16 protein-coding genes are annotated in these 19072 nt (G+C 68.9%); 9 read left to right on the forward strand and 7 right to left on the reverse strand.

Annotated features, from left to right (window positions below; all coding sequences use genetic code 11):
- Window positions 1–178 precede the first annotated feature (178 nt).
- From IWH25_RS00530 to IWH25_RS00545, 4 genes are all read right to left on the reverse strand, one after another.
- On the reverse strand, window positions 179–805 hold the full coding sequence (locus IWH25_RS00530; RefSeq protein ID WP_203387413.1) for a ParA family protein: 627 nt from the start codon (window positions 803–805) through the stop codon (window positions 179–181).
- Complete coding sequence (locus tag IWH25_RS00535) at window positions 802–2148, reverse strand: TAXI family TRAP transporter solute-binding subunit (RefSeq protein WP_203387414.1); 1347 nt, start codon at window positions 2146–2148, stop codon at window positions 802–804. The genes IWH25_RS00530 and IWH25_RS00535 overlap by 4 nt, the downstream gene beginning before the upstream one ends.
- 5 nt (window positions 2149–2153) lie before the next feature.
- Window positions 2154–3128: a quinone oxidoreductase family protein gene (locus IWH25_RS00540; RefSeq protein WP_203387415.1), complete on the reverse strand. Its 975-nt coding sequence runs from the start codon at window positions 3126–3128 to the stop codon at window positions 2154–2156.
- A gap of 200 nt (window positions 3129–3328) precedes the next feature.
- Window positions 3329–5527, reverse strand: a complete 2199-nt coding sequence (locus IWH25_RS00545; protein WP_203387416.1) for a UvrD-helicase domain-containing protein — start codon at window positions 5525–5527, stop codon at window positions 3329–3331.
- 230 nt (window positions 5528–5757) lie between these two features.
- On the opposite strand from IWH25_RS00545, the gene IWH25_RS00550 reads away from it, so the two are divergent.
- The gene (locus tag IWH25_RS00550; RefSeq protein WP_203387417.1) at window positions 5758–6090 is read left to right on the forward strand and encodes a hypothetical protein; all 333 of its coding nucleotides are present in this window, start codon (window positions 5758–5760) and stop codon (window positions 6088–6090) included.
- Between the two features lie 68 nt (window positions 6091–6158).
- Here the strand turns inward: IWH25_RS00550 and IWH25_RS00555 are convergent, their stop codons facing one another.
- A complete protein-coding gene (locus tag IWH25_RS00555; protein WP_203387418.1) occupies window positions 6159–7046 on the reverse strand; it encodes a FecR domain-containing protein in 888 nt (295 codons plus the stop codon).
- 157 nt (window positions 7047–7203) lie between these two features.
- On the opposite strand from IWH25_RS00555, the gene leuS reads away from it, so the two are divergent.
- Genes leuS through holA form a run of 3 tightly spaced genes read left to right on the forward strand, consistent with a single transcriptional unit; the run spans window position 7204 to window position 11426 of the window.
- On the forward strand, window positions 7204–9894 hold the full coding sequence (gene leuS, locus IWH25_RS00560; protein ID WP_203387419.1) for a leucine--tRNA ligase: 2691 nt from the start codon (window positions 7204–7206) through the stop codon (window positions 9892–9894).
- A gap of 10 nt (window positions 9895–9904) precedes the next feature.
- Complete coding sequence (locus IWH25_RS00565) at window positions 9905–10414, forward strand: LPS-assembly lipoprotein LptE (RefSeq protein ID WP_203387420.1); 510 nt, start codon at window positions 9905–9907, stop codon at window positions 10412–10414.
- Window position 10415: 1 nt separating this feature from the next.
- Window positions 10416–11426: a DNA polymerase III subunit delta gene (gene holA, locus IWH25_RS00570; RefSeq protein WP_203387421.1), complete on the forward strand. Its 1011-nt coding sequence runs from the start codon at window positions 10416–10418 to the stop codon at window positions 11424–11426.
- A gap of 21 nt (window positions 11427–11447) precedes the next feature.
- On the opposite strand, the gene IWH25_RS00575 is transcribed toward holA, so the two are convergent.
- Window positions 11448–11699 (reverse strand): hypothetical protein, encoded by a 252-nt coding sequence (locus IWH25_RS00575; RefSeq protein ID WP_203387422.1) that lies wholly within the window; start codon window positions 11697–11699, stop codon window positions 11448–11450.
- A gap of 115 nt (window positions 11700–11814) precedes the next feature.
- On the opposite strand from IWH25_RS00575, the gene IWH25_RS00580 reads away from it, so the two are divergent.
- A complete protein-coding gene (locus IWH25_RS00580; RefSeq protein WP_203387423.1) occupies window positions 11815–13071 on the forward strand; it encodes a glutamate-5-semialdehyde dehydrogenase in 1257 nt (418 codons plus the stop codon).
- 64 nt (window positions 13072–13135) lie between these two features.
- Here the strand turns inward: IWH25_RS00580 and IWH25_RS00585 are convergent, their stop codons facing one another.
- Complete coding sequence (locus tag IWH25_RS00585; RefSeq protein ID WP_203387424.1) at window positions 13136–14827, reverse strand: hypothetical protein; 1692 nt, start codon at window positions 14825–14827, stop codon at window positions 13136–13138.
- A 159-nt stretch (window positions 14828–14986) separates the two neighbouring features.
- On the opposite strand from IWH25_RS00585, the gene IWH25_RS00590 reads away from it, so the two are divergent.
- From IWH25_RS00590 to IWH25_RS00605, 4 genes are all read left to right on the forward strand, one after another.
- Window positions 14987–15565, forward strand: a complete 579-nt coding sequence (locus tag IWH25_RS00590) for a chalcone isomerase family protein (RefSeq protein ID WP_203387425.1) — start codon at window positions 14987–14989, stop codon at window positions 15563–15565.
- 99 nt (window positions 15566–15664) lie between these two features.
- The gene (locus IWH25_RS00595; RefSeq protein WP_203387426.1) at window positions 15665–16615 is read left to right on the forward strand and encodes a TAXI family TRAP transporter solute-binding subunit; all 951 of its coding nucleotides are present in this window, start codon (window positions 15665–15667) and stop codon (window positions 16613–16615) included.
- Between the two features lie 12 nt (window positions 16616–16627).
- Window positions 16628–18685: a TRAP transporter permease gene (locus tag IWH25_RS00600; protein WP_203387427.1), complete on the forward strand. Its 2058-nt coding sequence runs from the start codon at window positions 16628–16630 to the stop codon at window positions 18683–18685.
- Window positions 18682–19062, forward strand: a complete 381-nt coding sequence (locus IWH25_RS00605) for a DUF1850 domain-containing protein (protein WP_203387428.1) — start codon at window positions 18682–18684, stop codon at window positions 19060–19062. The genes IWH25_RS00600 and IWH25_RS00605 overlap by 4 nt, the downstream gene beginning before the upstream one ends.
- The last annotated feature ends 10 nt before the right edge of the window (window positions 19063–19072 follow it).

The following is a 19072-nucleotide window of genomic DNA, read 5'->3' on the forward strand; positions in this document are numbered from 1 at the left end:
GACGACTCCTGCACGTCCAGCATCGGCAAGCGCCGGCTCTTGAAGTCCATCGCGCGGCAGCCGTGGGGGAAACCCGTGTCGTGCGTGACGAAGTAATGGGCGCAGGCGGTGCAGCGCACCGGCCGCAATCGATCTATCACGCTCATCGGTCGATCATCGCCGCGGCCACGCCCGGCGACTACGCCCCGTCCGCCCAGTCGATGATCGGCCGCCACTGCTCGAGGTCCTGCGCGACGCGCGACGGCGTCAGGTCGAACAGGGTCATGCCGTGCGCGGCGACCTGCACGTAGCGCTGCGTATCGCGCAGGTAGGCGAGCACCGGCAGTTCGTACTGGGCGAGGAAGCGCTCGAGCTCGGCGGCGGCGCGGGTGCGCGCATCGACGCGCATGCCGACGACGGCGACGAAGGTGTGCTGCTTGCGGATCGCCTTTTCCTCCAGCAGCTTTTCGAGGAAGCTGCGCGTGGCCAGGATGTCGAACAGCGACGGCTGCACCGGCACGATCACGCGATGGACGACCTTGAGCACGCGCTCCAGCTGCTTGCCGTGCAGGCCGGCCGGGGTGTCGAGCACGGCGTGCGTGGTGCCGGCGGGCGGCCGCGCCGGCCGTTCGCGGTCGACCTCCCAGGTGGCGATCGGCGGCAGCAGCCGCGAGCGCAGGCCGAGCCAGTCGCGCGCGGACTGCTGGCGGTCGGTGTCGCCGAGCATCACGCGCTGGCCGGCGGCGGCGAAATAGCCGGCGAGGTTGGTGGCGAGCGTCGATTTGCCGGAACCGCCCTTGGGGTTGGCGACGAGGATCGTCTTCATGGTTTCGCTTGTTCTCCCTGTTGCCGCTCGAAGCGCAGCAACTGCTTGCGCACGAGGTTGACGTGTTCGCGCAGCGTATAGACGAGGTCGGTGAAGCCCAGCGGCACGTTGCGGTTGCTCGCTTCCTCCTCGATCCGGTCGAGGCGCGCGAAGAACTCGCCGTGGCGTTCCGCCGCGTAGTGGTGGCGCACCTCGTTCTCGAGGAACTTGAGCTCGCCGTAGAGGCGGAAGATCTTCGAGCGCACGCGCCAGGTGTAGATCGCCGGCGCCACGCGCAACAGCGGCAGCAGCAGCGCCAGGAGCGGCAGCAGCATGACCACCATGCGGTCGACGAAGACCGCCGCCCAGAACGGCAGGTAGCGCTGCAGGAAGGGCGGGCCGGACTTGTAGTAGCGCGCGGCGTCGTCCGAGAGTTCGAAGCTGGTGTCGAGGTAGGACGGGAATTCGCCGCCCTTCTGGAAGAAGCCGCTCTTGCCGTGAACCTCGCTCGCCGCCTGCAGGAGCAGCGCCACCAGCGCCGGGTGGGTATCCTCGTTCACCACCAGGTTGGCGGTCGCGGCGAGCAGCGTCGTGCTGCGTGGCGGCAGGTCGCGGACCAGATCGACGACGCCGCGCGGCAATGTGACGCGGGTCAGGAAGGGGAAGCGCCGCGTATAGGCGTCGGCCTGCGCGAAGCTCATCACGCGGACGCCGGGCGAGCGCAGCAGCACCTGCACCACCGGCGCCTCCGGCGCGGCGATGACGAAGGCGGCGTCGACCCATCCCTGCTGCAGCGCCTCGGCGGCCTCGAGCCCGGCCAGCGGCTTCAGGTTCCGGTCGAGCAGGATCTCGTTGGCTTCCAGCAGCTGCGTCGCCAGTCCGCGCACGCCGCTGCCCTCGGCGCCGACGGCGATCCGCTTGCCGGCCAGGTCGTGCAGTCGGCCGAGCGGCTGCTCGCCGCGGTAGAACACCCACACCGGCTCGTAGTACATGCTGCCGAGCGAAGCCAGGCGCAAACCGTCGTCTGCCGCGTCGCCCTCGGCCGGCGCCGGCAGCACGCCGCCCTGGACGAAGGCGACATCGACCTCGCCTTTTTTCAGCCGCTCGATGCTCTCCAGCGAACCGGCGGACGGTTTCAGCTCGAGCGTGACGCCGCTCCGGGCGAGGATCGTCGCGTAACGCTGCGCGAAGGCATGGTAGGCGCCGGACTCGCTGCCGGTGGCGATGGCCAGCCGGCTCGGCGGCGCCGGCTTGACGAACTGGTAGGCGACGACGAAGCCGATCGTGACGACGAGGACGATCGGCCACGCCGTCGCCAGCAGGTCGCGGACCGACAGCAGGCGGCTGCGCAACGTGGCGCCCACGGCGGTCACGGCAGCAGGATGGTGCTGCCCGTCGTCTTGCGCGCCTCGAGGTCGATGTGCGCCTGCGCCGCGTCCCTGAGCGGGTAGGTCTGGTTCACCTCGATCCTCACCTTGCCGGCGGTGACCACGTCGAACAGTTCGCCGCCGAGCGCCTCGAGGTCGGCGCGCTTGGCCGTGTAGTGCATCAGCGTCGGCCGGGTGATGAAGATCGAGCCCTTCTGCGACAGCAACAGCGGATCGAACGGCGCCACCGGGCCGGAGGCGTTGCCGAAGCTGACCATCATGCCGCAGGTGCGCAGGCTGTCGAGCGAGCCCATGAAGGTGTCCTTGCCGACGCCGTCGTAGACCACGGCAACGCCCTCGCCGCCGGTGATCTCGCGCACGCGCTTGGCGACGTCCTCGCGGTTGTAGAAGATCACGTGATCGGCGCCGTGCGCCCGGGCAAGCTCGGCCTTGGCCTCGGTCGAGGTGGTGCCGATCACCAATGCGCCGAGCGCCTTCGCCCACTGGCAGGCGATCAGGCCGACGCCGCCGGCGGCGGCGTGGATCAGCACCGCGTCGCCCGGCTGCACGCGGTAGGTGCGGCGCAGCAGGTAGGCCGAGGTGAGGCCCTGCAGCATCATCGCCGCGCCGGTGCGGAAGTCGATCGCGTCGGGCAGCACCAGCAGGCGGTCGGCCGGCATGCAGCGCGCCTCGCTGTAAGCGCCGACCGGGCCACCGGCATAGGCGACGCGGTCGCCCGGCTTGACGTTGGCGACGCCCTCGCCGACCGCCTCGACGACGCCGGCGCCCTCGAGGCCGATGCCGGACGGCAGCGGCAGCGGGTAGAGGCCGGTGCGGTGGTAGGTGTCGATGAAGTTGAGGCCGACTGCGGCGTGGCGCACGCGCGCCTGGCCGGGGCCGGGCTCGCCGACGTCGACGGTTTCCCAGCGCAGCACTTCGGGGCCGCCGGTCTGATGGAATCGGATGGCGTGGGTCATGATTGTTCTCCGTTGTCTTCTCTCGGGGGGATCGCCGGCCGCTCGCGACCGGCACGGGGTAAAGCGAAAAGCCTAGCCGCTGCCCGCTTTTTGGGCAAGGCCGGAAAATCCTGTCGCGACAACCCGTTGCGGCATCGGCCCACAGCTTTTCCACAGGCTTGTCCAGCGCTTCCGTGGACAAGCGGGAAAACGCCCGATGCTCAGGCCGGCGTCAGCTTGGCGTACTCCAGCGCCAGCCACTTCATGCCGGCGCCGCCGAAATTGACCTGCACGCGCGCGTCGGCGCCGCGGCCCTCGGCGGCGACGATGACGCCGAAGCCGAACTTGGCGTGCTGCACGTTCATGCCGATGCGCAGGCCATCGGGCAGGCCGGCCGCGGCCGGCGCTGCCGCCGGCCGGCCGCCGCCCATGCCGCCGCCCCAGCCGCCGCTGGCGCGCGGCGCCTCGTAGGCCGACTTGCTGACCGGATTGATCCGGCGCAGCAGACCCTCGGGAATCTCGTCGAAGAACGACGACGCCACGCAGTAGCGCGTCTGCCCGTGCAGCATCCGCGTCTGCGCCCAGGAGAGGTAGAGACGCTTCCGCGCGCGCGTCACCGCGACGTACATCAGCCGGCGCTCCTCCTCCAGCCCCTCGCGCTCCTGCGCCGCGTTCTCGTGCGGGAAGAGCCCCTGCTCGAGGCCGGACAGGAAGACGATGTCGAACTCGAGGCCCTTCGCCGCATGCACGGTCATCAACTGGAGGGCCTCGTCGCCTTCCAGCGCCTGGTGCTCGCCGGCTTCGAGCGAGGCGTGGGTCAGGAAGGCAGCGAGGTCGCCGGCCTCCTCGCGCGCGGCGAGGTCGCCGCCGCTCTCCTCCTGCACGAAGTTCACCGCGGCGTTGACCAGTTCGTCGAGGTTGTCGAGGCGCTCCTGCCCTTCCTTCTCGCCGAGGTAGTGCTGGCGCAGGCCGGACTTGTCGATGACGTGCTCGACCATCTCGGAGAGCGGCAGGCTGGCGGTGTCGCGGCGCAACTCCTCGATCAGCCGGACGAAGGCGCCGACCGAGGCGCCGGCCTTGCCGGTCAGCGACGCGGCAGCGTTGTAGAGTGAGGAATTGGCCTGGTGCGCCGCCGCCTGCAGGTTCTCCTGCGAGCGGGCGCCGATGCCGCGCGCCGGAAAATTGACGACGCGGGCGAAGGCCGTGTCGTCGTCCGGGTTGGCGATCAGGCGCAGGTAGGCGAGCGCGTGCTTGATTTCCTGGCGCTCGAAGAAGCGCAGGCCGCCATAGACGCGGTACGGGATGCCGGCGGTGAACAGCTGGTGTTCGAGCACGCGCGACTGCGCGTTCGAGCGGTAGAGCAGCGCGATCTGGTTGCGCGAGATGCCGTCGCGGATCAGCTCGCGGCATTCGTCGACGATGAAGCGCGCCTCGTCGAGGTCGGAGAAGCCCTCGAAGACGCGGATCGGCTCGCCGGCGCCGGCGTCGGTCCACAGGTTCTTGCCGAGCCGGCCGCGGTTGTGCTTGATGATCGCGTTCGCCGCTTCGAGGATGTTGCCGTGCGAGCGGTAGTTCTGCTCGAGACGGATCACGCTCTGCACGCGGAACTCGCGCTCGAAGTCGCGCATGTTGCCGACCTCGGCGCCGCGGAAGGCGTAGATCGACTGGTCGTCGTCGCCGACCGCGAAGAGCTTGGCGCCGTCGTCGGCGCCGTAGTTGGCCAGGAGCTTCAGCCACTTGTACTGCAGCACGTTGGTGTCCTGGAACTCGTCGACCAGAATGTGGCGGAAGCGCTGCTGGTAGTGCTGGCGCAGCGGCTCGTTGCGCGTGAGCAGCTCGTAGGTGCGCAGGAGCAGCTCGGCGAAGTCGACCACCCCCTCGCGCTGGCACTGCGCCTCGTACTCGGCGTAGAGCTCGACGCGGCGACGCGTGTAGTCGTCGTAGACCTCGGCCTGCGCGGCGCGGATGCCCTGCTCCTTGTGCGCGTTGATGAAGTGGCACAGCTCGCGCGGCGGGAACTTCTCGTCGTCGACGTTCAGGTTCTTCAGCAGCCGCTTGACCGCCGACTGCTGGTCGCCGGAATCGAGGATCTGGAACAGCGCCGGCAGCCCGGCCTCCTTGTGGTGCGCGCGCAGCAGCCGGTTGCACAGGCCGTGGAAGGTGCCGATCCACATCGCGCGGGTATTCACCGGCAGCATCGCCGACAGCCGCGCCTGCATCTCCTTCGCCGCCTTGTTCGTGAAGGTCACCGCCAGGATGCCCTGCGGCCCGACCTGCCCGGTCGACAGCAGCCAGGCGATACGCGTAGTAAGCACTCGCGTCTTGCCGCTGCCGGCGCCGGCGAGGATCAGCGCATGCTGCGGCGGCAGCGTGACGGCGGACAGCTGCGGCGGATTGAGATTCGCGAGTAAATCAGACATGGATCAAGGTTTCCGGTGGGGGCGGCGCGGATTATAGCCGGCAGTCAACCCGAACCCCGGTCGGCACGTTTTATTCGGCAATGCACAAAAACATGTCGACAAGCAATTGTGGAACTTTCAGAATGCTTGTCAGACAAACTAGCGTACAATTACGCTGCATTGCACAAAACCTCGCCCACAAGGCGCGGCAGTAACGCTTGGCTAACCGCCAACTGAAAGGAGAACCGTAAATGAAAGCACCCAAGATGCTGCCGTGGATCGCCAAGCGCGCCGGAATCGGCGAGGACCTGGCGCTCAAGCTGTGGCGCCGCGCCGCCGGGGAAGCCGCCCTGATCGTCGGCAACCATGACAGCTCCGACTTCTTCCGCCTCTCGGTCGAGCGCTTCGTCAGCCTGGTCGAGGAAGAAGCCGGCCGTTGCCCGCTGACCGGCGCAACGGTCACCTGGATGTGGCGCCATCAGGCGCGCATGGCCAGCCTCAGCCTGATCGCCGCCGAAAGCACCTATCGCCTGTGGCGGCAGAACTGGGAAAACTTCGTCAATACCCAGAAGAAAGCGGCCTGACCGCGGCGGCGGCGGACGTCCCGCCGCACCGCCCGCAGGCCGGCCGCTCCGCCGGCCCGCCCCCTGCCTCAGCGGCCGGCCCGCGCCGCTGCCAACCCCAACTCCTGCCGCAGACGGGTAGCCAACGCCTCGGCGTCGCCACGCGACGCGAGCTGCGGCACCGACACCGCGTAGCGGTACCCCCCCTGACCGTCCGGCTGCGGCCGGATGCGCACCGGGTAGCCAGCGTCGCGCAAGCGGTCGTAGAGCGCGAGCGCCTCGCCCTCGCCCGCGGCGACATCGGCGAGCACTTGCCAGCGCCCGGCCTTGCGGAAGAGCGGCGCCGCCTGACGCAGTTCGGTTTCCAGCGCCCACTGCGCCAGCTGGCGGCGGTCGACCGCCGCCACCGGCTGCGGCGCCTGCCCCTTCGGCACGACATAGAAGCTCATCGGTTCGCTCATCGCTACCGCCTCGGCGTCCGGATGACTGACCGTGATCCGCCCCTCGATCAGGCAGACCAGATCGCGCTCGGCGTCGGAACTCCCCCACAGGTCGGTGCCGCGGATGCCGGCGGTGACCGTGGCGACGCGGACATTGACCGCGCGCCGGTCCTGGTAGCGGCTGAAGAGGCCGGTCGTGAAGCGGAAGGCGCCCTTGGCGACGTCGAAGGCGGCGGTGAACACCCCGGGCTCGCGTTCGCCGAGCGCATCGAGACGCAGACTGGCATCGGCACCGAGCTTGACCGCGCTGCCTTCCGACAGGCGCAGCAGGACGCGTGCATCGCCGCCGGTGACGATGCGGTCGCGGTTGTGCAGGCGCTGGCCGGCGGCCAGCGGCAGGCGCCGCTCGCCGCGCTCGACCCACGCCGGCGGCTGCACCGCCTCGACCTCGACGAAGGCCGCCGCCTGCGCGCCGCCCATTGTCGCCAGCAGCGCCCACGCTGCCAGTCCACGAACCACCCGATTCCCGAGACGCATCGCCACCCTCGCCGATAAAGTAGGCACGGATTCTAACAGCACCTCCGGACGCGGCCGGGTCCGCCGGAAAGGCCGCCCCGGCGGGCGCCGGCGGCACCGGAGCGGGGTGCAAATGCGCGTATAATCGGCGGTTTTCCAGAATTCCGCCGACCCCGTCATGCAGGACAAATACAGCCCCGCCGAAGTAGAACGCGCCGCCCAGTCGCACTGGGAGAAGACCGCCGCCGCGAAGGCCGTCGAGGATCTCTCCAAGCCCAAGTACTACTGCCTGTCGATGTTCCCCTACCCGTCGGGCAAGCTGCACATGGGCCACGTGCGCAACTACACGATCGGCGACGTGCTGTCGCGCTTCCACACGATGCAGGGCTACAACGTGCTGCAGCCGATGGGCTGGGACGCCTTCGGCATGCCGGCCGAGAACGCGGCGATGCAGCACAACGTGCCGCCGGCGAAGTGGACCTACGCCAACATCGAGTACATGAAGACCCAGCTGAAGTCGCTCGGTTTCGCCATCGATTGGGAGCGCGAACTCGCCACCTGCACGCCGCAGTACTACCGCTGGGAGCAGTGGCTGTTCACCCGCCTCTACGAGAAGGGCCTGATCTACAAGAAGCTCGGCACCGTGAACTGGGACCCGGTCGACCACACCGTGCTCGCCAACGAGCAGGTCATCGACGGCCGCGGCTGGCGCTCGGGCGCACTGGTCGAGAAGCGCGAGATCCCCATGTACTACATGAAGATCACCGCCTACGCCGAGGAGTTGCTCGCCGATCTCGACCAGCTGCCGGGCTGGCCCGAGCAGGTGCGGCTGATGCAGAAGAACTGGATCGGCAAGAGCACCGGCGTACGCTTCGCCTTCCCCGTTCAACTTTCCGGCGCAGCCGCACAAACCTCCCCGCCCCTTCAAGGGGAGGGGCCGGGGGCGGGGATGGGGGACGCCCCCCTGCCCGACAAGCTGTGGGTGTTCACCACCCGCGCCGACACCATCATGGGCGTCACCTTCTGTGCGGTGGCCGCCGAGCACCCGCTGGCGACGCACGCGGCGAAGAACAATCCCGAACTGGCTGCCTTCATCGACGAATGCAAGCAGGGCGGCGTCGCCGAGGCCGATCTGGCGACGATGGAAAAGAAGGGCATGCCGACCGGCATCTTCGTGCAGCACCCGCTGACCGGCGAGAAAGTCGAAGTCTGGGTCGGCAACTACGTGCTGATGGGCTACGGCGAAGGCGCGGTGATGGCCGTACCGGCGCACGACGAGCGCGACTTCGCGTTCGCCAAGAAATACAAGCTGGCGATCAAGCAGGTCATCGCCGCCGACGGCGAGACCTTCAGCCTCGACGGCTGGCAGGAGTGGTACGGCGACAAGACGAAGGGCAAGTGCGTCAATTCCGGCAAGTACGACGGCCTGTCGTACGAGGCCGCGGTCGACGCGATCGCCGCCGACCTCGCCGCCAAGGGCCTGGGCGAGAAGAAGGTGCAGTTCCGCCTGCGCGACTGGGGCATCTCGCGCCAGCGCTACTGGGGCTGCCCGGTGCCGATCATCCACTGCCCGAGCTGCGGCGACGTGCCGGTGCCCGACGACCAGCTGCCGGTCGTGCTGCCGGAGAACGTCGAGATCACCGGCGCCGGTTCGCCGCTGGCCAGGATGCCCGAGTTCTACGAATGCAGCTGCCCGAAGTGCGGCGGCGCCGCGAAGCGCGAGACCGACACGATGGACACCTTCGTCGAGTCGTCCTGGTATTTCCTGCGCTACGCCTGCCCGGACAACGACCAGGCGATGGTCGACGAGCGCCTCGCCTACTGGTGCCAGGGCGGCATCGACCAGTACATCGGCGGCATCGAGCACGCGATCCTGCACCTGCTCTACTCGCGCTTCTGGACCAAGCTGATGCGCGACGTCGGCCTGTTCAGGTTCCCGTCGGGCGAGCTGAAGCTCGACGAACCCTTCGCCAACCTGCTGACGCAGGGCATGGTCGTCGCCCCGACCTTCTACCGCGACGCCGGCGACGGCAAGAAGCGGTGGATCAATCCGGCCGACGTCGACGTCGCCACCGACGAGCGCGGCCGCCCGACCGGCGCCACGCTGAAGGCCGACGGCCAGCCGGTGATCATCGGCGGCACCGAGAAGATGTCGAAGTCGAAGAACAACGGCGTCGACCCGCAGGCGCTGATCGACCAGTACGGCGCCGACACCGCCCGCCTGTTCATCATGTTCGCCTCGCCCCCGGACCAGTCGCTGGAATGGTCGGACGCCGGCGTCGAGGGCGCCTTCCGCTTCCTGAAGCGCCTGTGGAAGCTGACCCACGACCACGTCGCGCAGGGCCTCGTTCCCGCTTTCTCGGGGGGCGAACTGCCGGCCGCGCTGAAGGACTTCCGCCGCCAGCTGCACCAGACCATCGGCAAGGTGGCCGACGACTACGGCCGGCGCAAGCAATTCAACACCGCGATTGCCGCGGTCATGGAACTGCTCAACGCCTTCGCCAGGTTGCCGGACGACGCCACCGCGCGCGCGGTCAAGCAGGAGGCGCTGGAAGCGGCGACGCTGATGCTCTTCCCGATCGTGCCGCACCTCTGTCACACGCTCTACACCGAACTGCGCCCGGGCCTCGACGCCGGCACGCAGGCCTTCCCGAAGGCCGATGCCGCGGCGCTGACCCAGGACGAGATCGAGCTGATGCTGCAGGTGAACGGCAAGCTGCGCGGCAGCCTGAAGGTGGCCGCCACTGCCGACAAGGCGGCGATCGAGGCGCTGGCATTGGCATCGGAGGCCGCGCAGAAGTTCATGGAAGGCAAGCCGGCGAAGAAGGTCGTCGTCGTGCCGGGCCGCCTGGTCAATATCGTCGCCTGAGGAAACCCGCATGCGCGCCGTACTCGCCTGTCTGACGCTGGCCCTTTCGCTGCAGCTCTCGGCCTGCGGCTTCCAGCTGCGCGGCGCCTACCAGCTGCCGTACGAGAGCCTGCACATCGCGCTGCCCGACGCCTCGGTGATCGGCGCCGGGCTGAAGCGGCAGATCCGCGCCGGCGGCGGCACGCGCCTGGTCGACACGCGCGACGAGGCGCAGGGTAGCTTCATGCAGACCGCCGACCTGCGCGAGCGGCAGATCCTGTCGCTGAACACCGCCGGCCGCGTGCGCGAAGTGCGCCTGCGCTATCGTTTCGCCTACCGCGTCGTCGACCCGAAGGGCCGCGAGCTGGTGCCGACCACCGGCATCGAACTGACCCGCGACCTGACTTACGACGACTCGGCGGTGCTGGCCAAGGAGCAGGAAGAACTGATCCTCTGGCGCGACATGGAGAACGACCTGGTGCAGCAGGTGCTGCGCCGGCTGGCCGCCGTCAAGCCGGTCGTCCCGCAGGAAATCCGCTGACATGCTGCTCAAGGGCGAGCAGCTCGACGCCCACCTCGCCGGCGCGCTGAAGCCGGTCTACGTCGCCTGGGGCGACGAACCGCTGCTGGTCATCGAAGCCGCCGACGCGATCCGCGCCGCCGCGCGCCGGCAGGGATTCGACGAGCGCGAGGTGCTCACCGCGCTCGCCGGATTCGACTGGAACCAGCTGCTGCAGTCCGCCGGCAACCTGTCGCTGTTCGGCGGCAGGAAGCTGATCGACCTGCGCATCCCGACCGGCAAGCCCGGCCGCGACGGCAGCGCCGCGCTGCAGGACTACTGCGCGCGCTGCGGCCCGGACACGGTGCTGCTGGTGACGCTGCCGGCGCTCGACTGGAAGGAGGAGAAGGCCGCGTGGCTGACCGCGCTCGGCAACGCCGGCGTTGCGGTAAAGCTCGTTGCGCCGACGCTGGCCGAGCTGCCGGGCTGGATCGCCAACCGCCTGCGCCGCCAGGAACAGAGCGCCGAGCGCGAGGCGCTGGCCTTCATCGCCGAACGCGTCGAGGGCAACCTGCTCGCCGCGCAGCAGGAAATCCGCAAGCTCGGCCTGCTTTATCCGAAAGGCCAGCTGACGCTGGCGCAGGTCAGCGAGGCGGTGCTCAACGTCGCCCGCTTCGACCTCGACGGCCTGCGCGAAGCGCTGCTCGCCGGCGACGTCGCGCGCCTCGCGCGCACGCTGGACGGGCTGAAACAGGAAGGCGAGGCGCCGCCGCTGGTACTGTGGGCGATCACCGAGGAAGTGCGGGCGCTGGCGCAGATCCGCAGCGGCCTGGCCGAAGGACAGCCGCTCGACGGCCTGCTGCGCGACGCGCGGGTCTGGGGATTACGTCAGGGCTTGATGAAAAAGGCGGTCGGCCGGACCAGCCTGGAGCAGGCGCGCGATGCGCTGGCGCAGGCCGGACGGCTGGACCGCATGATCAAGGGCTTGGCCGGCGGCGACGTCTGGAACGAATTCCTCCGCCTCGGCCTGAAGCTGTCCGCTCCGGCCCGCTGAGCCCAAGCCCGCGACGGTATTTCAGGTTCCGGTACGCGCCGCGTCCGAGTCGCCCACCGGCTCGTCGTTTTCCAGGGATTCCCAGGCGCAGTTGCGCAGCGCCCGGACGTCGTGCAAGGCATCGCACTGCGTCTCGCGCACCAGGCATTCGCCCTGGCATTCCTCGGCAACGACCACCAGACTGAGTTCCTCGTCCACGTGGCGTTCCCCGTCCCAGAAGCTACAGGTCGCGCAGACCTTCACTTCGGTGGGGAGAATGAGTTTCTTTTCCATCTTCGATACTCTCCGACTTTCGCGTGAGAGTTTAATCCCGGCAAAGAGTTCCCGTTGCGATTCTAACAGGGGCGGCGGCTATAATCCCCGTCTTACCTTGAAAATACGCAAGACCATGGACATCCAGCAGTACATGCAGACCGTCGGCCGCCAGGCGCGCGCCGCTTCGCGCGCCGCCGCCCGCGCCGACACCAACCAGAAGAACCGCGCCCTCGTGGCGATCGCCGCCGCCATCCGCCGTGATGCGGCGGCGCTGCTCGCCGCCAACGGCGAGGACCTCACCGCCGCCCGCGCGGCCGGGCTCGAGCCGGCGCTGCTCGACCGCCTGACGCTCACCGAGAAGGGGGTCGCCGCGATGGCCGAGGGCGTCGAGCAGGTCGCCGCGCTGCCCGACCCGGTCGGCGAGATTGCCGACGTCAAGTTCCGCCCGTCCGGCATCCAGGTCGGCAAGATGCGCGTGCCGCTCGGCGTCATCGGCATCATCTACGAGGCACGGCCGAACGTGACGGCGGATGCCGCGGCGCTGTGCCTGAAGTCGGGCAACGCGGCGATCCTGCGCGGCGGCTCGGAGGCGATCCGCAGCAACCGCGCGATCGCCGCCTGCGTGCGCGAGGGGCTCGCTGCGGCCGGGCTCCCGGACACCGTCGTGCAGGTGATCGACACCACCGACCGTGCCGCGGTCGGCGAGCTGATCACGATGCGCGAATTCGTCGACGTGATCGTGCCGCGCGGCGGCAAGGGACTGATCTCGCGCCTGCTCGCCGAATCGCGGGTGCCGATGATCCAGCACCTCGACGGCAACTGCCACGTCTACCTCGACGACGCCGCCGATGCGGCAAAGGCCCTGAAGATCGTCGAAAACGCCAAGACGCAGCGCTACGGCACCTGCAACACCGCCGAATCGCTGCTCGTCGCGCGTTCGCGCGCCGCCGAACTGCTGCCGCCGGTCGCCGCGATGCTGACGGCGAAGGGGGTCGAGATCCGCGGCTGCGCCGAAACGCAGGCGCTGGTGAAGGAAGCGAAGGCGGCGACGGAAGAGGACTACTACACCGAATTCCTCGCGCCGATCATCTCGGTGAAGGTGGTCGGCGGACTCGACGAGGCGATCGCGCACATCAACCAGTACTCGTCGCACCATACCGACGCCATCGTCAGCGAGAACTACACGGCGGCGATGCGCTTCCTGCGCGAGGTCGATTCGTCGTCGGTGATGATCAACGCCTCGACGCGCTTCGCCGACGGTTTCGAGTACGGGCTGGGCGCCGAGATCGGCATCTCGACCGACAAGATTCACGCGCGCGGCCCGGTCGGCCTGGAAGGACTGACCAGCCAGAAATGGATCGTGCTCGGCGACGGCAACGTGCGCGGCTGAGGCCGCCGGCTTCGCTCAGGCGCCCCAAGGGCACGCCCCCTTCGCCTCGCGATGCGTGCGTCGGTTACTCCGGCGTCGCGATCTCCTCGAAGGTGACACGCTCGTAGTCGTCCCCCTCGCCGAGCAGCGTGGCCAGCCGCACGTTGCGCGACTGCCCTTCGACGACCAGGCGGTAGCAGGCGTCCTCGGCGTAGGTGCTTTTCGGCAGCAGCAATTCCTGCTGCGCGCCGGACAGCAGGACGGCATCGATGAAGCCGTGCCCGGTCAGCTCGCGCATTCCTGACCACGGCCCGCGGTCTATCTTCTGCAGCGGCTTCACCTGCGCGCAGACCGGCACTCCCGGCAGCTTCTCGACCCCCGCCAGCAGACGCCCCGAGGTGTCGCGCCGGAGCCGGCGGATGATCCCCGCCCGCCAGTCCACCTCGCCGGCCAGACGGTAGCCGACCAGCCGCCCGACGGCGTGCTTGGCCAGCAGGTGCGGCAGCTGCACGCCGATGCCGCCGTCGCTGACATCGCGCAACTGCCAGGTCTCGATCTGCTGCCCGGCTGGCTCCAGCCGCGCCAGCAGGTCGAGCGGATCGGCGGGAATTTCCGGCTCGGGCGCAACCTCTTCGACATTGGCGACCCCCTCCGCAGTACCGAAGCGGTTGCGCCGCATGATGTCGAGATAGGTGTCGTAGTCGATCCGCCGCCCCGAGCGCGCCAGCGCCGAACATGCCGCCATCCGCCGCAGCAGGCCGAAGCCGAACACCGCCCGCGCCTCGCCGCGGGTGTTGCTGCGTTGCTGGCGGCGTTGCGGCGCGTGTGCCGACCAGGCCATCGCCAGCAGGTGCAGTGCGTCCCGCAGCGACAGCGGCGGCAGGTGCGCATAGGCCAGCCAGTCGGGCACGCTGCTGTCGCGGTTGGCGCGCAGCACCGAGACGACGCGGACGATCTGCGCGCGCAGGCTGTCGAAGCCGACGTAGCCGACCGACGGCGGGTAGGTCTGCGCCGGATCCCGGCGGAACGGCCCCTGTGGCGACATCGGGTCGAGGCAGTAGAGCTCGCCGCCAAGCGGCTGCGCGCGCACCACGAGCGCCCCGGAATGTCGGCGCAGCAGCGCGTCGGCAACCTCGATGTGGGGCTGCGGCATACCGTCCAGCGGCGCCAGCTCGAGATAGACGCCGACCAAGTACTCGCGCCAGACGCTGCTCGGCTCCTCGCCCGGATAGACCGGGACCTGCGCCTGGCTGGCACCGCGTTCGCGCGCCCAGGCCAGCAGCCGGCCGGCCTTGTCCCACCACGCCCCATCCGGCGCGCGATAGCGCAGCCGCTGCATCTTCTTTTCCAGCACCAGCGCCCGCATCGCGCGCGCAGCGAGGCGCGGCAGCAAGGTCTTGTCCTCGTCCGCGGCGAGCTGCGGGTCGGCCAGGCACAGCGCATAGGCCTGCGCCGCGGCCGCGTAGTGCTCGACCAGGGTCTGCCAGACCTTGGCGCTCAGGTGCAGGCGCTGCTTCGGATCGAGCCAGGTCGACCAGGTCGCCAGCAACGGCGCCTGGACGAACTCGTCGAGGCGGACCACGGCGCGGCGGAAGGCCGGCGCGTCGAGCAGCGCCGCCAGATCCTCGGCGCCGGACAGCCAATGGTCGACATCGAGGACCGCCCCCTCGCCTTCTTCGACGCGGATTTCGGCCAGCGTCGCGGCGATGCGTTTCTCGGAAGCAAGAGGATGGTCGTCCTCTTCCTTGCGGAAACGGGAAATCAACTTCTCTAGCATGACCCCTCGAAGTCATTCGTTATAACTTTAATCATACCCCTCCTCGCCGCGGCAAATCCCCCTACCGTACGGTATGGTCGATATGGCAAACTTGCCGAATCTGCCTTCACTATCGGCAGATAACACAAAAATTCAAGACATCAAACTTCAGGAGACAGCATGAAACGTACCACCCTGGCGGCCCTTGCCGCCATCGCCACCCTCCAGATCAGCACCGCCGGCGCCGTCGAGATCGAGGGCTTCCGCTTCGACGACGCGCTCAGGCTCGGCAACGCCGAGCTGGTGGTCAATGGTACCGGCGTCCGCTCCAAATTCGGCAAGCGCTACGCGATGGCGCTCTACCTGCCGGCGAAGTCCGCCGATCCGAAGGCGATCCTCGCCGCCAAAGGGCCGAAGCGGATCGCCATCAGCCTGATCAAGGACGTCGACGGCGACACCTTCGCCGGCGCCGTCAGCAAGGGCATCAACAACAACAGCAGCGATGCCGAGAAGGCGGTGCTGAAGGAGCGCGTCAAGCAGCTCGCCGACACCGTCGTCGCGCTCGGCGAGATCAAGGCCGGCTCCAGCATCGTCTTCGACTGGCTGCCGGAGAAGGGGACCGTGCTGACGATCAACGGCCAGCCCAGGGGCCGCGAGATCGCCGGCGAGGACTTCTACGCGGCGCTGCTCAAGGTCTGGCTGGGCGACGATCCGGTGCAGAACGACCTGAAGCAGGGCTTGCTTGGCAAAGCCAGCTGACCTAACGATAATCGGCATCAACAACAACAAACAACGGGGCCCGTCGCGAACGGGCCTCGTCGCATACGAAGCACCACCACCAGAGGAAAGGAGTCCCCGATGTCCCGACTGCTGCGTCAACTGCTGCTCGTCGTATCCCTCGCCGCCGGCGCCACCGCCGGCCACGCGGCGGAATTCATCAACGTCCTCACCGGCGGCACCAGCGGCGTCTATTACCCGCTCGGCGTCGCGCTGTCGCAGATCTACGGCAAGGCCATTCCCGGCGCGAAGACCTCGGTGCAGGCGACCAAGGCCTCGGCGGAGAACCTCAACCTGCTGCAGGCCGGCCGCGGCGAGATCGCCTTCACGCTCGGCGACTCGCTGTCGGACGCCTGGAAGGGCGACGCCGAGGCCGGCTTCAAGGCACCGCTGAACAAGCTGCGCGGCGTCGCCGGCGTCTACCCGAACTACATCCAGATCGTCGCCGCCGCCGATTCCGGCATCAAGTCGCTCGCCGACCTCAAGGGCAAGCGCATCTCGGTCGGCGCGCCGAAGTCCGGCACCGAGCTCAACGCCCGCGCCGTGCTCAAGGCGGCCGGCCTCAGCTACAAGGACTTCGCCAAGGTCGAGTACCTGCCCTTCGGCGAGTCGGTCGAGCTGATGAAGAACCGCCAGCTCGACGTCACGCTGCAGTCGGCCGGCCTCGGCGTCGCCTCGCTGCGCGACCTCGCCACCGCGGTCAAGATCGTCGTCGTGCCGGTGCCGGCTGACGTCGTCGCCAAGGTCGGCGACCCGGCCTACCAGCCGGGGACGATCCCGGCGAAGACCTATGAAGGGCAGAACGAGGAGGTGCCGACCGTCGCCATCCAGAATTTCCTGGTGACGCACGAGGGCGTGCCGGCGGAAACGGTGTACGCGATGACCCGGTCGCTGTTCGACAACCTCGACCAGATGGTCGCCGCGCACGCCGCGGCAAAGGCGATCAGGAAGGAGAACGCAGCGAAGAACATGCCGCTGCCGCTGCACCCCGGCGCCGAGAAGTACTATCGCGAAGCCGGCCTGCTCAGGTAAGGCGCGCCGCCCATGAGCCACGCCCAGCCCCACGGCGCGGCGGAGGAGTTCAGCGAGCACGGCCTGGCCCGGCCCCTGTCGGGGTTCGGGCTCAAGGCCGTGGTCGCCGTCGCCCTCTGCTTCTCCACCTACCAGCTCGTCGTCGCCGCCTTCCACCCGCTGTCGTCGCTGGTGATGCGCTCGCTGCACGTCGGTTTCCTGCTGCTGCTCACCTTCCTGCTTTATCCAGCGACGAAACGCGGCGCGCGCCACGGCGGCATCGCCTGGCACGACTGGGGATTCGCCGCCGCCGCCTTCGCCCTCGCGTGCTACCAGTGGGTGTTCGAGGCCGACCTGATCCAGCGCGCCGGCGACCCGACGACGACCGACATCGCCGTCGGCTGCGTCGTCGTGCTGCTGTTGTTCGAGGCGGCGCGGCGCATCCTCGGCCTCGCGCTGCCGCTGGTCTGCCTCGCCTTCCTCGCCTACGGCCTGTTCGGCCAGCACCTGCCGGGCGACCTCGCGCACCGCGGCTATGCCTTCGCGCAGATCGTCGACCAGCTCGCCTTCGGTACCGAAGGCATCTACGGCATCCCGACGCTGGTCTCGGCGACCTACATCTTCCTGTTCATCCTGTTCGGCGCCTTCCTCGAACACGCCGGCATGATCCACCTGTTCAACAGCCTCGCGCTCGGCCTGGTCGGCCACACCAAGGGCGGCCCGGCGAAGGTGGCGGTGCTCTCGTCCGGGCTGATGGGCACGATCTCCGGCTCCGGCGTCGCCAACGTGCTGACCACCGGCCAGTTCACGATCCCGCTGATGAAGCGCTTCGGCTACTCCGGCGTCTTCGCCGGCGCGGTCGAGGCAACCGCGTCGATGGGCGGCCAGATCATGCCGCCGGTGATGGGCGCGGTCGCCTTCATCATGGCCGAGAACCTGAACGTACCCTACGCCGAGATCGTCAAGGCGGCGGCGATCCCGGCGATCCTCTACTACGTCACCGCCTTCTGGATGACGCACCTCGAAGCCGGCCGCAAGAGCCTGCTCGGCCTGCCCAAGGAGCAGTGCCCGAATCCGTGGCGCGCGCTGAAGGAAAGTTGGTACCTGATCCTGCCGCTCGCGGCCTTGGTCGCGATGCTCTTCTCCGGTTTCACGCCGATGTTCTCGGGCATGGTCGGGCTGTCGCTGACGGCGATCCTGATCCTCGGCGCGGCGATCGCCGCACGCCTCTCGTCGACCGCCTTCCGCTATGTCTTCTGGCTCGCCGTCGGGCTGGCGGCCGCGCTGTTCACGCAGGGCGGCATCCTCGTCATCATCGCGCTGATCGGCGCGCTGGCCGCCGTCTGCCTGTCGGTCAGGGGCGGCCGGCAGACGCTGCACACGATGAAGCAGAGCCTGGTCGACGGCGCGAAGCAGGCGCTGCCGGTCGGCGTCGCCTGTGCCATCGTCGGCATCATCATCGGCATCCTGACGCTGACCGGCGCCGCCTCGTCGTTCGCCGGCTACATCCTGCAGGTCGGCGAGAACAGCCTGTTCCTGTCGCTGCTGCTGACGATGCTGGTCTGCCTGATCCTCGGCATGGGCATCCCGACCATCCCGAACTACATCATCACCAGTTCGATCGCCGCGCCGGCGCTGCTCAAGCTCGGGGTACCGCTGATCGTCAGCCACATGTTCGTCTTCTACTTCGGCATCATGGCCGACCTGACGCCGCCGGTAGCGCTCGCCGCCTTCGCAGCGAGTTCGATCGCCAAGGAGTCGGCGATGAAGATCGGCGTCAAGGCGGTGCAGATCGCGATCGCCGGCTTCGTCGTGCCATACATGGCGGTCTATGACCCGCAGCTGATGCTGCAGGGCAATGTGACCGTTCTCGGCGTTGCCTACGTCGTTGCCAAGGCGCTGATCGCGATCGCGCTGTGGGGCGGCGCGGCGATCGGCTACCTGCGCACGCCGCTGAATCCGTTCGAGCGGGCCTTCGCGGCAGCGGCCGCCTTCATGCTCGTCGCCGCGATCCCGCTCACCGACGAGATCGGCTTCGCGATGAGCGCCGCCTTCGTCGGCTGGCACCTGTTCCGCTCGCGGCGGGCATGAGCGGGCTGTGCCTCGCCGCCGCCGGCCTCGTCGCGGCGCTGCCGCTGACCGGCTTCACGCTGTCCTGGACGCACTCGATCGAGAAAACGCGCTGGGAAGAGGACTGGCGCGTCGCCGGCGCGGCGCTCGAACTGCGCGAAGCGCGCATCCGCGGCAGCGGCGCCGGCATGGAGCCGCCCGCCGGTGCCCGCCACGAAGACGGCGTCTGGCGCTACGTCCCGTCCCACCCGACGCACGCGCGCGTCCGGCTGACGCACTCGCCGCACGCCGCCGGCTACGAGTTGTGCGCCGACGGCCGCTGCCGGCCGCTGGCTGACCTGCTGCCCGGGATCGGCGACAATGCGGTGATCGAACTGAGTGCCTGCCCCGTGCGCTGATCCGGAGCCC

Origin of the sequence: Azospira restricta (genome assembly GCF_016858125.1) — a bacterium.
Lineage (GTDB): Bacteria > Pseudomonadota > Gammaproteobacteria > Burkholderiales > Rhodocyclaceae > Proximibacter > Proximibacter restrictus.

Bases quoted from the DNA above. Each gene is read 5' to 3' on its own strand.
- IWH25_RS00530 (WP_203387413.1), bottom strand. From the start codon at position 805: ATGAAGACGATCCTCGTCGCCAACCCCAAGGGCGGTTCCGGCAAATCG.
- IWH25_RS00595 (WP_203387426.1), top strand. From the start codon at position 15,665: ATGTCCCGACTGCTGCGTCAACTGCTGCTCGTCGTATCCCTCGCCGCC.
- IWH25_RS00585 (WP_203387424.1), bottom strand. From the start codon at position 14,827: ATGCTAGAGAAGTTGATTTCCCGTTTCCGCAAGGAAGAGGACGACCAT.
- leuS (WP_203387419.1), top strand. From the start codon at position 7,204: ATGCAGGACAAATACAGCCCCGCCGAAGTAGAACGCGCCGCCCAGTCG.
- IWH25_RS00590 (WP_203387425.1), top strand. From the start codon at position 14,987: ATGAAACGTACCACCCTGGCGGCCCTTGCCGCCATCGCCACCCTCCAG.
- IWH25_RS00605 (WP_203387428.1), top strand. From the start codon at position 18,682: ATGAGCGGGCTGTGCCTCGCCGCCGCCGGCCTCGTCGCGGCGCTGCCG.
- IWH25_RS00545 (WP_203387416.1), bottom strand. From the start codon at position 5,527: ATGTCTGATTTACTCGCGAATCTCAATCCGCCGCAGCTGTCCGCCGTC.
- IWH25_RS00580 (WP_203387423.1), top strand. From the start codon at position 11,815: ATGGACATCCAGCAGTACATGCAGACCGTCGGCCGCCAGGCGCGCGCC.
- holA (WP_203387421.1), top strand. From the start codon at position 10,416: ATGCTGCTCAAGGGCGAGCAGCTCGACGCCCACCTCGCCGGCGCGCTG.
- IWH25_RS00575 (WP_203387422.1), bottom strand. From the start codon at position 11,699: ATGGAAAAGAAACTCATTCTCCCCACCGAAGTGAAGGTCTGCGCGACC.
- IWH25_RS00600 (WP_203387427.1), top strand. From the start codon at position 16,628: ATGAGCCACGCCCAGCCCCACGGCGCGGCGGAGGAGTTCAGCGAGCAC.
- IWH25_RS00555 (WP_203387418.1), bottom strand. From the start codon at position 7,046: ATGCGTCTCGGGAATCGGGTGGTTCGTGGACTGGCAGCGTGGGCGCTG.
- IWH25_RS00550 (WP_203387417.1), top strand. From the start codon at position 5,758: ATGAAAGCACCCAAGATGCTGCCGTGGATCGCCAAGCGCGCCGGAATC.
- IWH25_RS00565 (WP_203387420.1), top strand. From the start codon at position 9,905: ATGCGCGCCGTACTCGCCTGTCTGACGCTGGCCCTTTCGCTGCAGCTC.
- IWH25_RS00540 (WP_203387415.1), bottom strand. From the start codon at position 3,128: ATGACCCACGCCATCCGATTCCATCAGACCGGCGGCCCCGAAGTGCTG.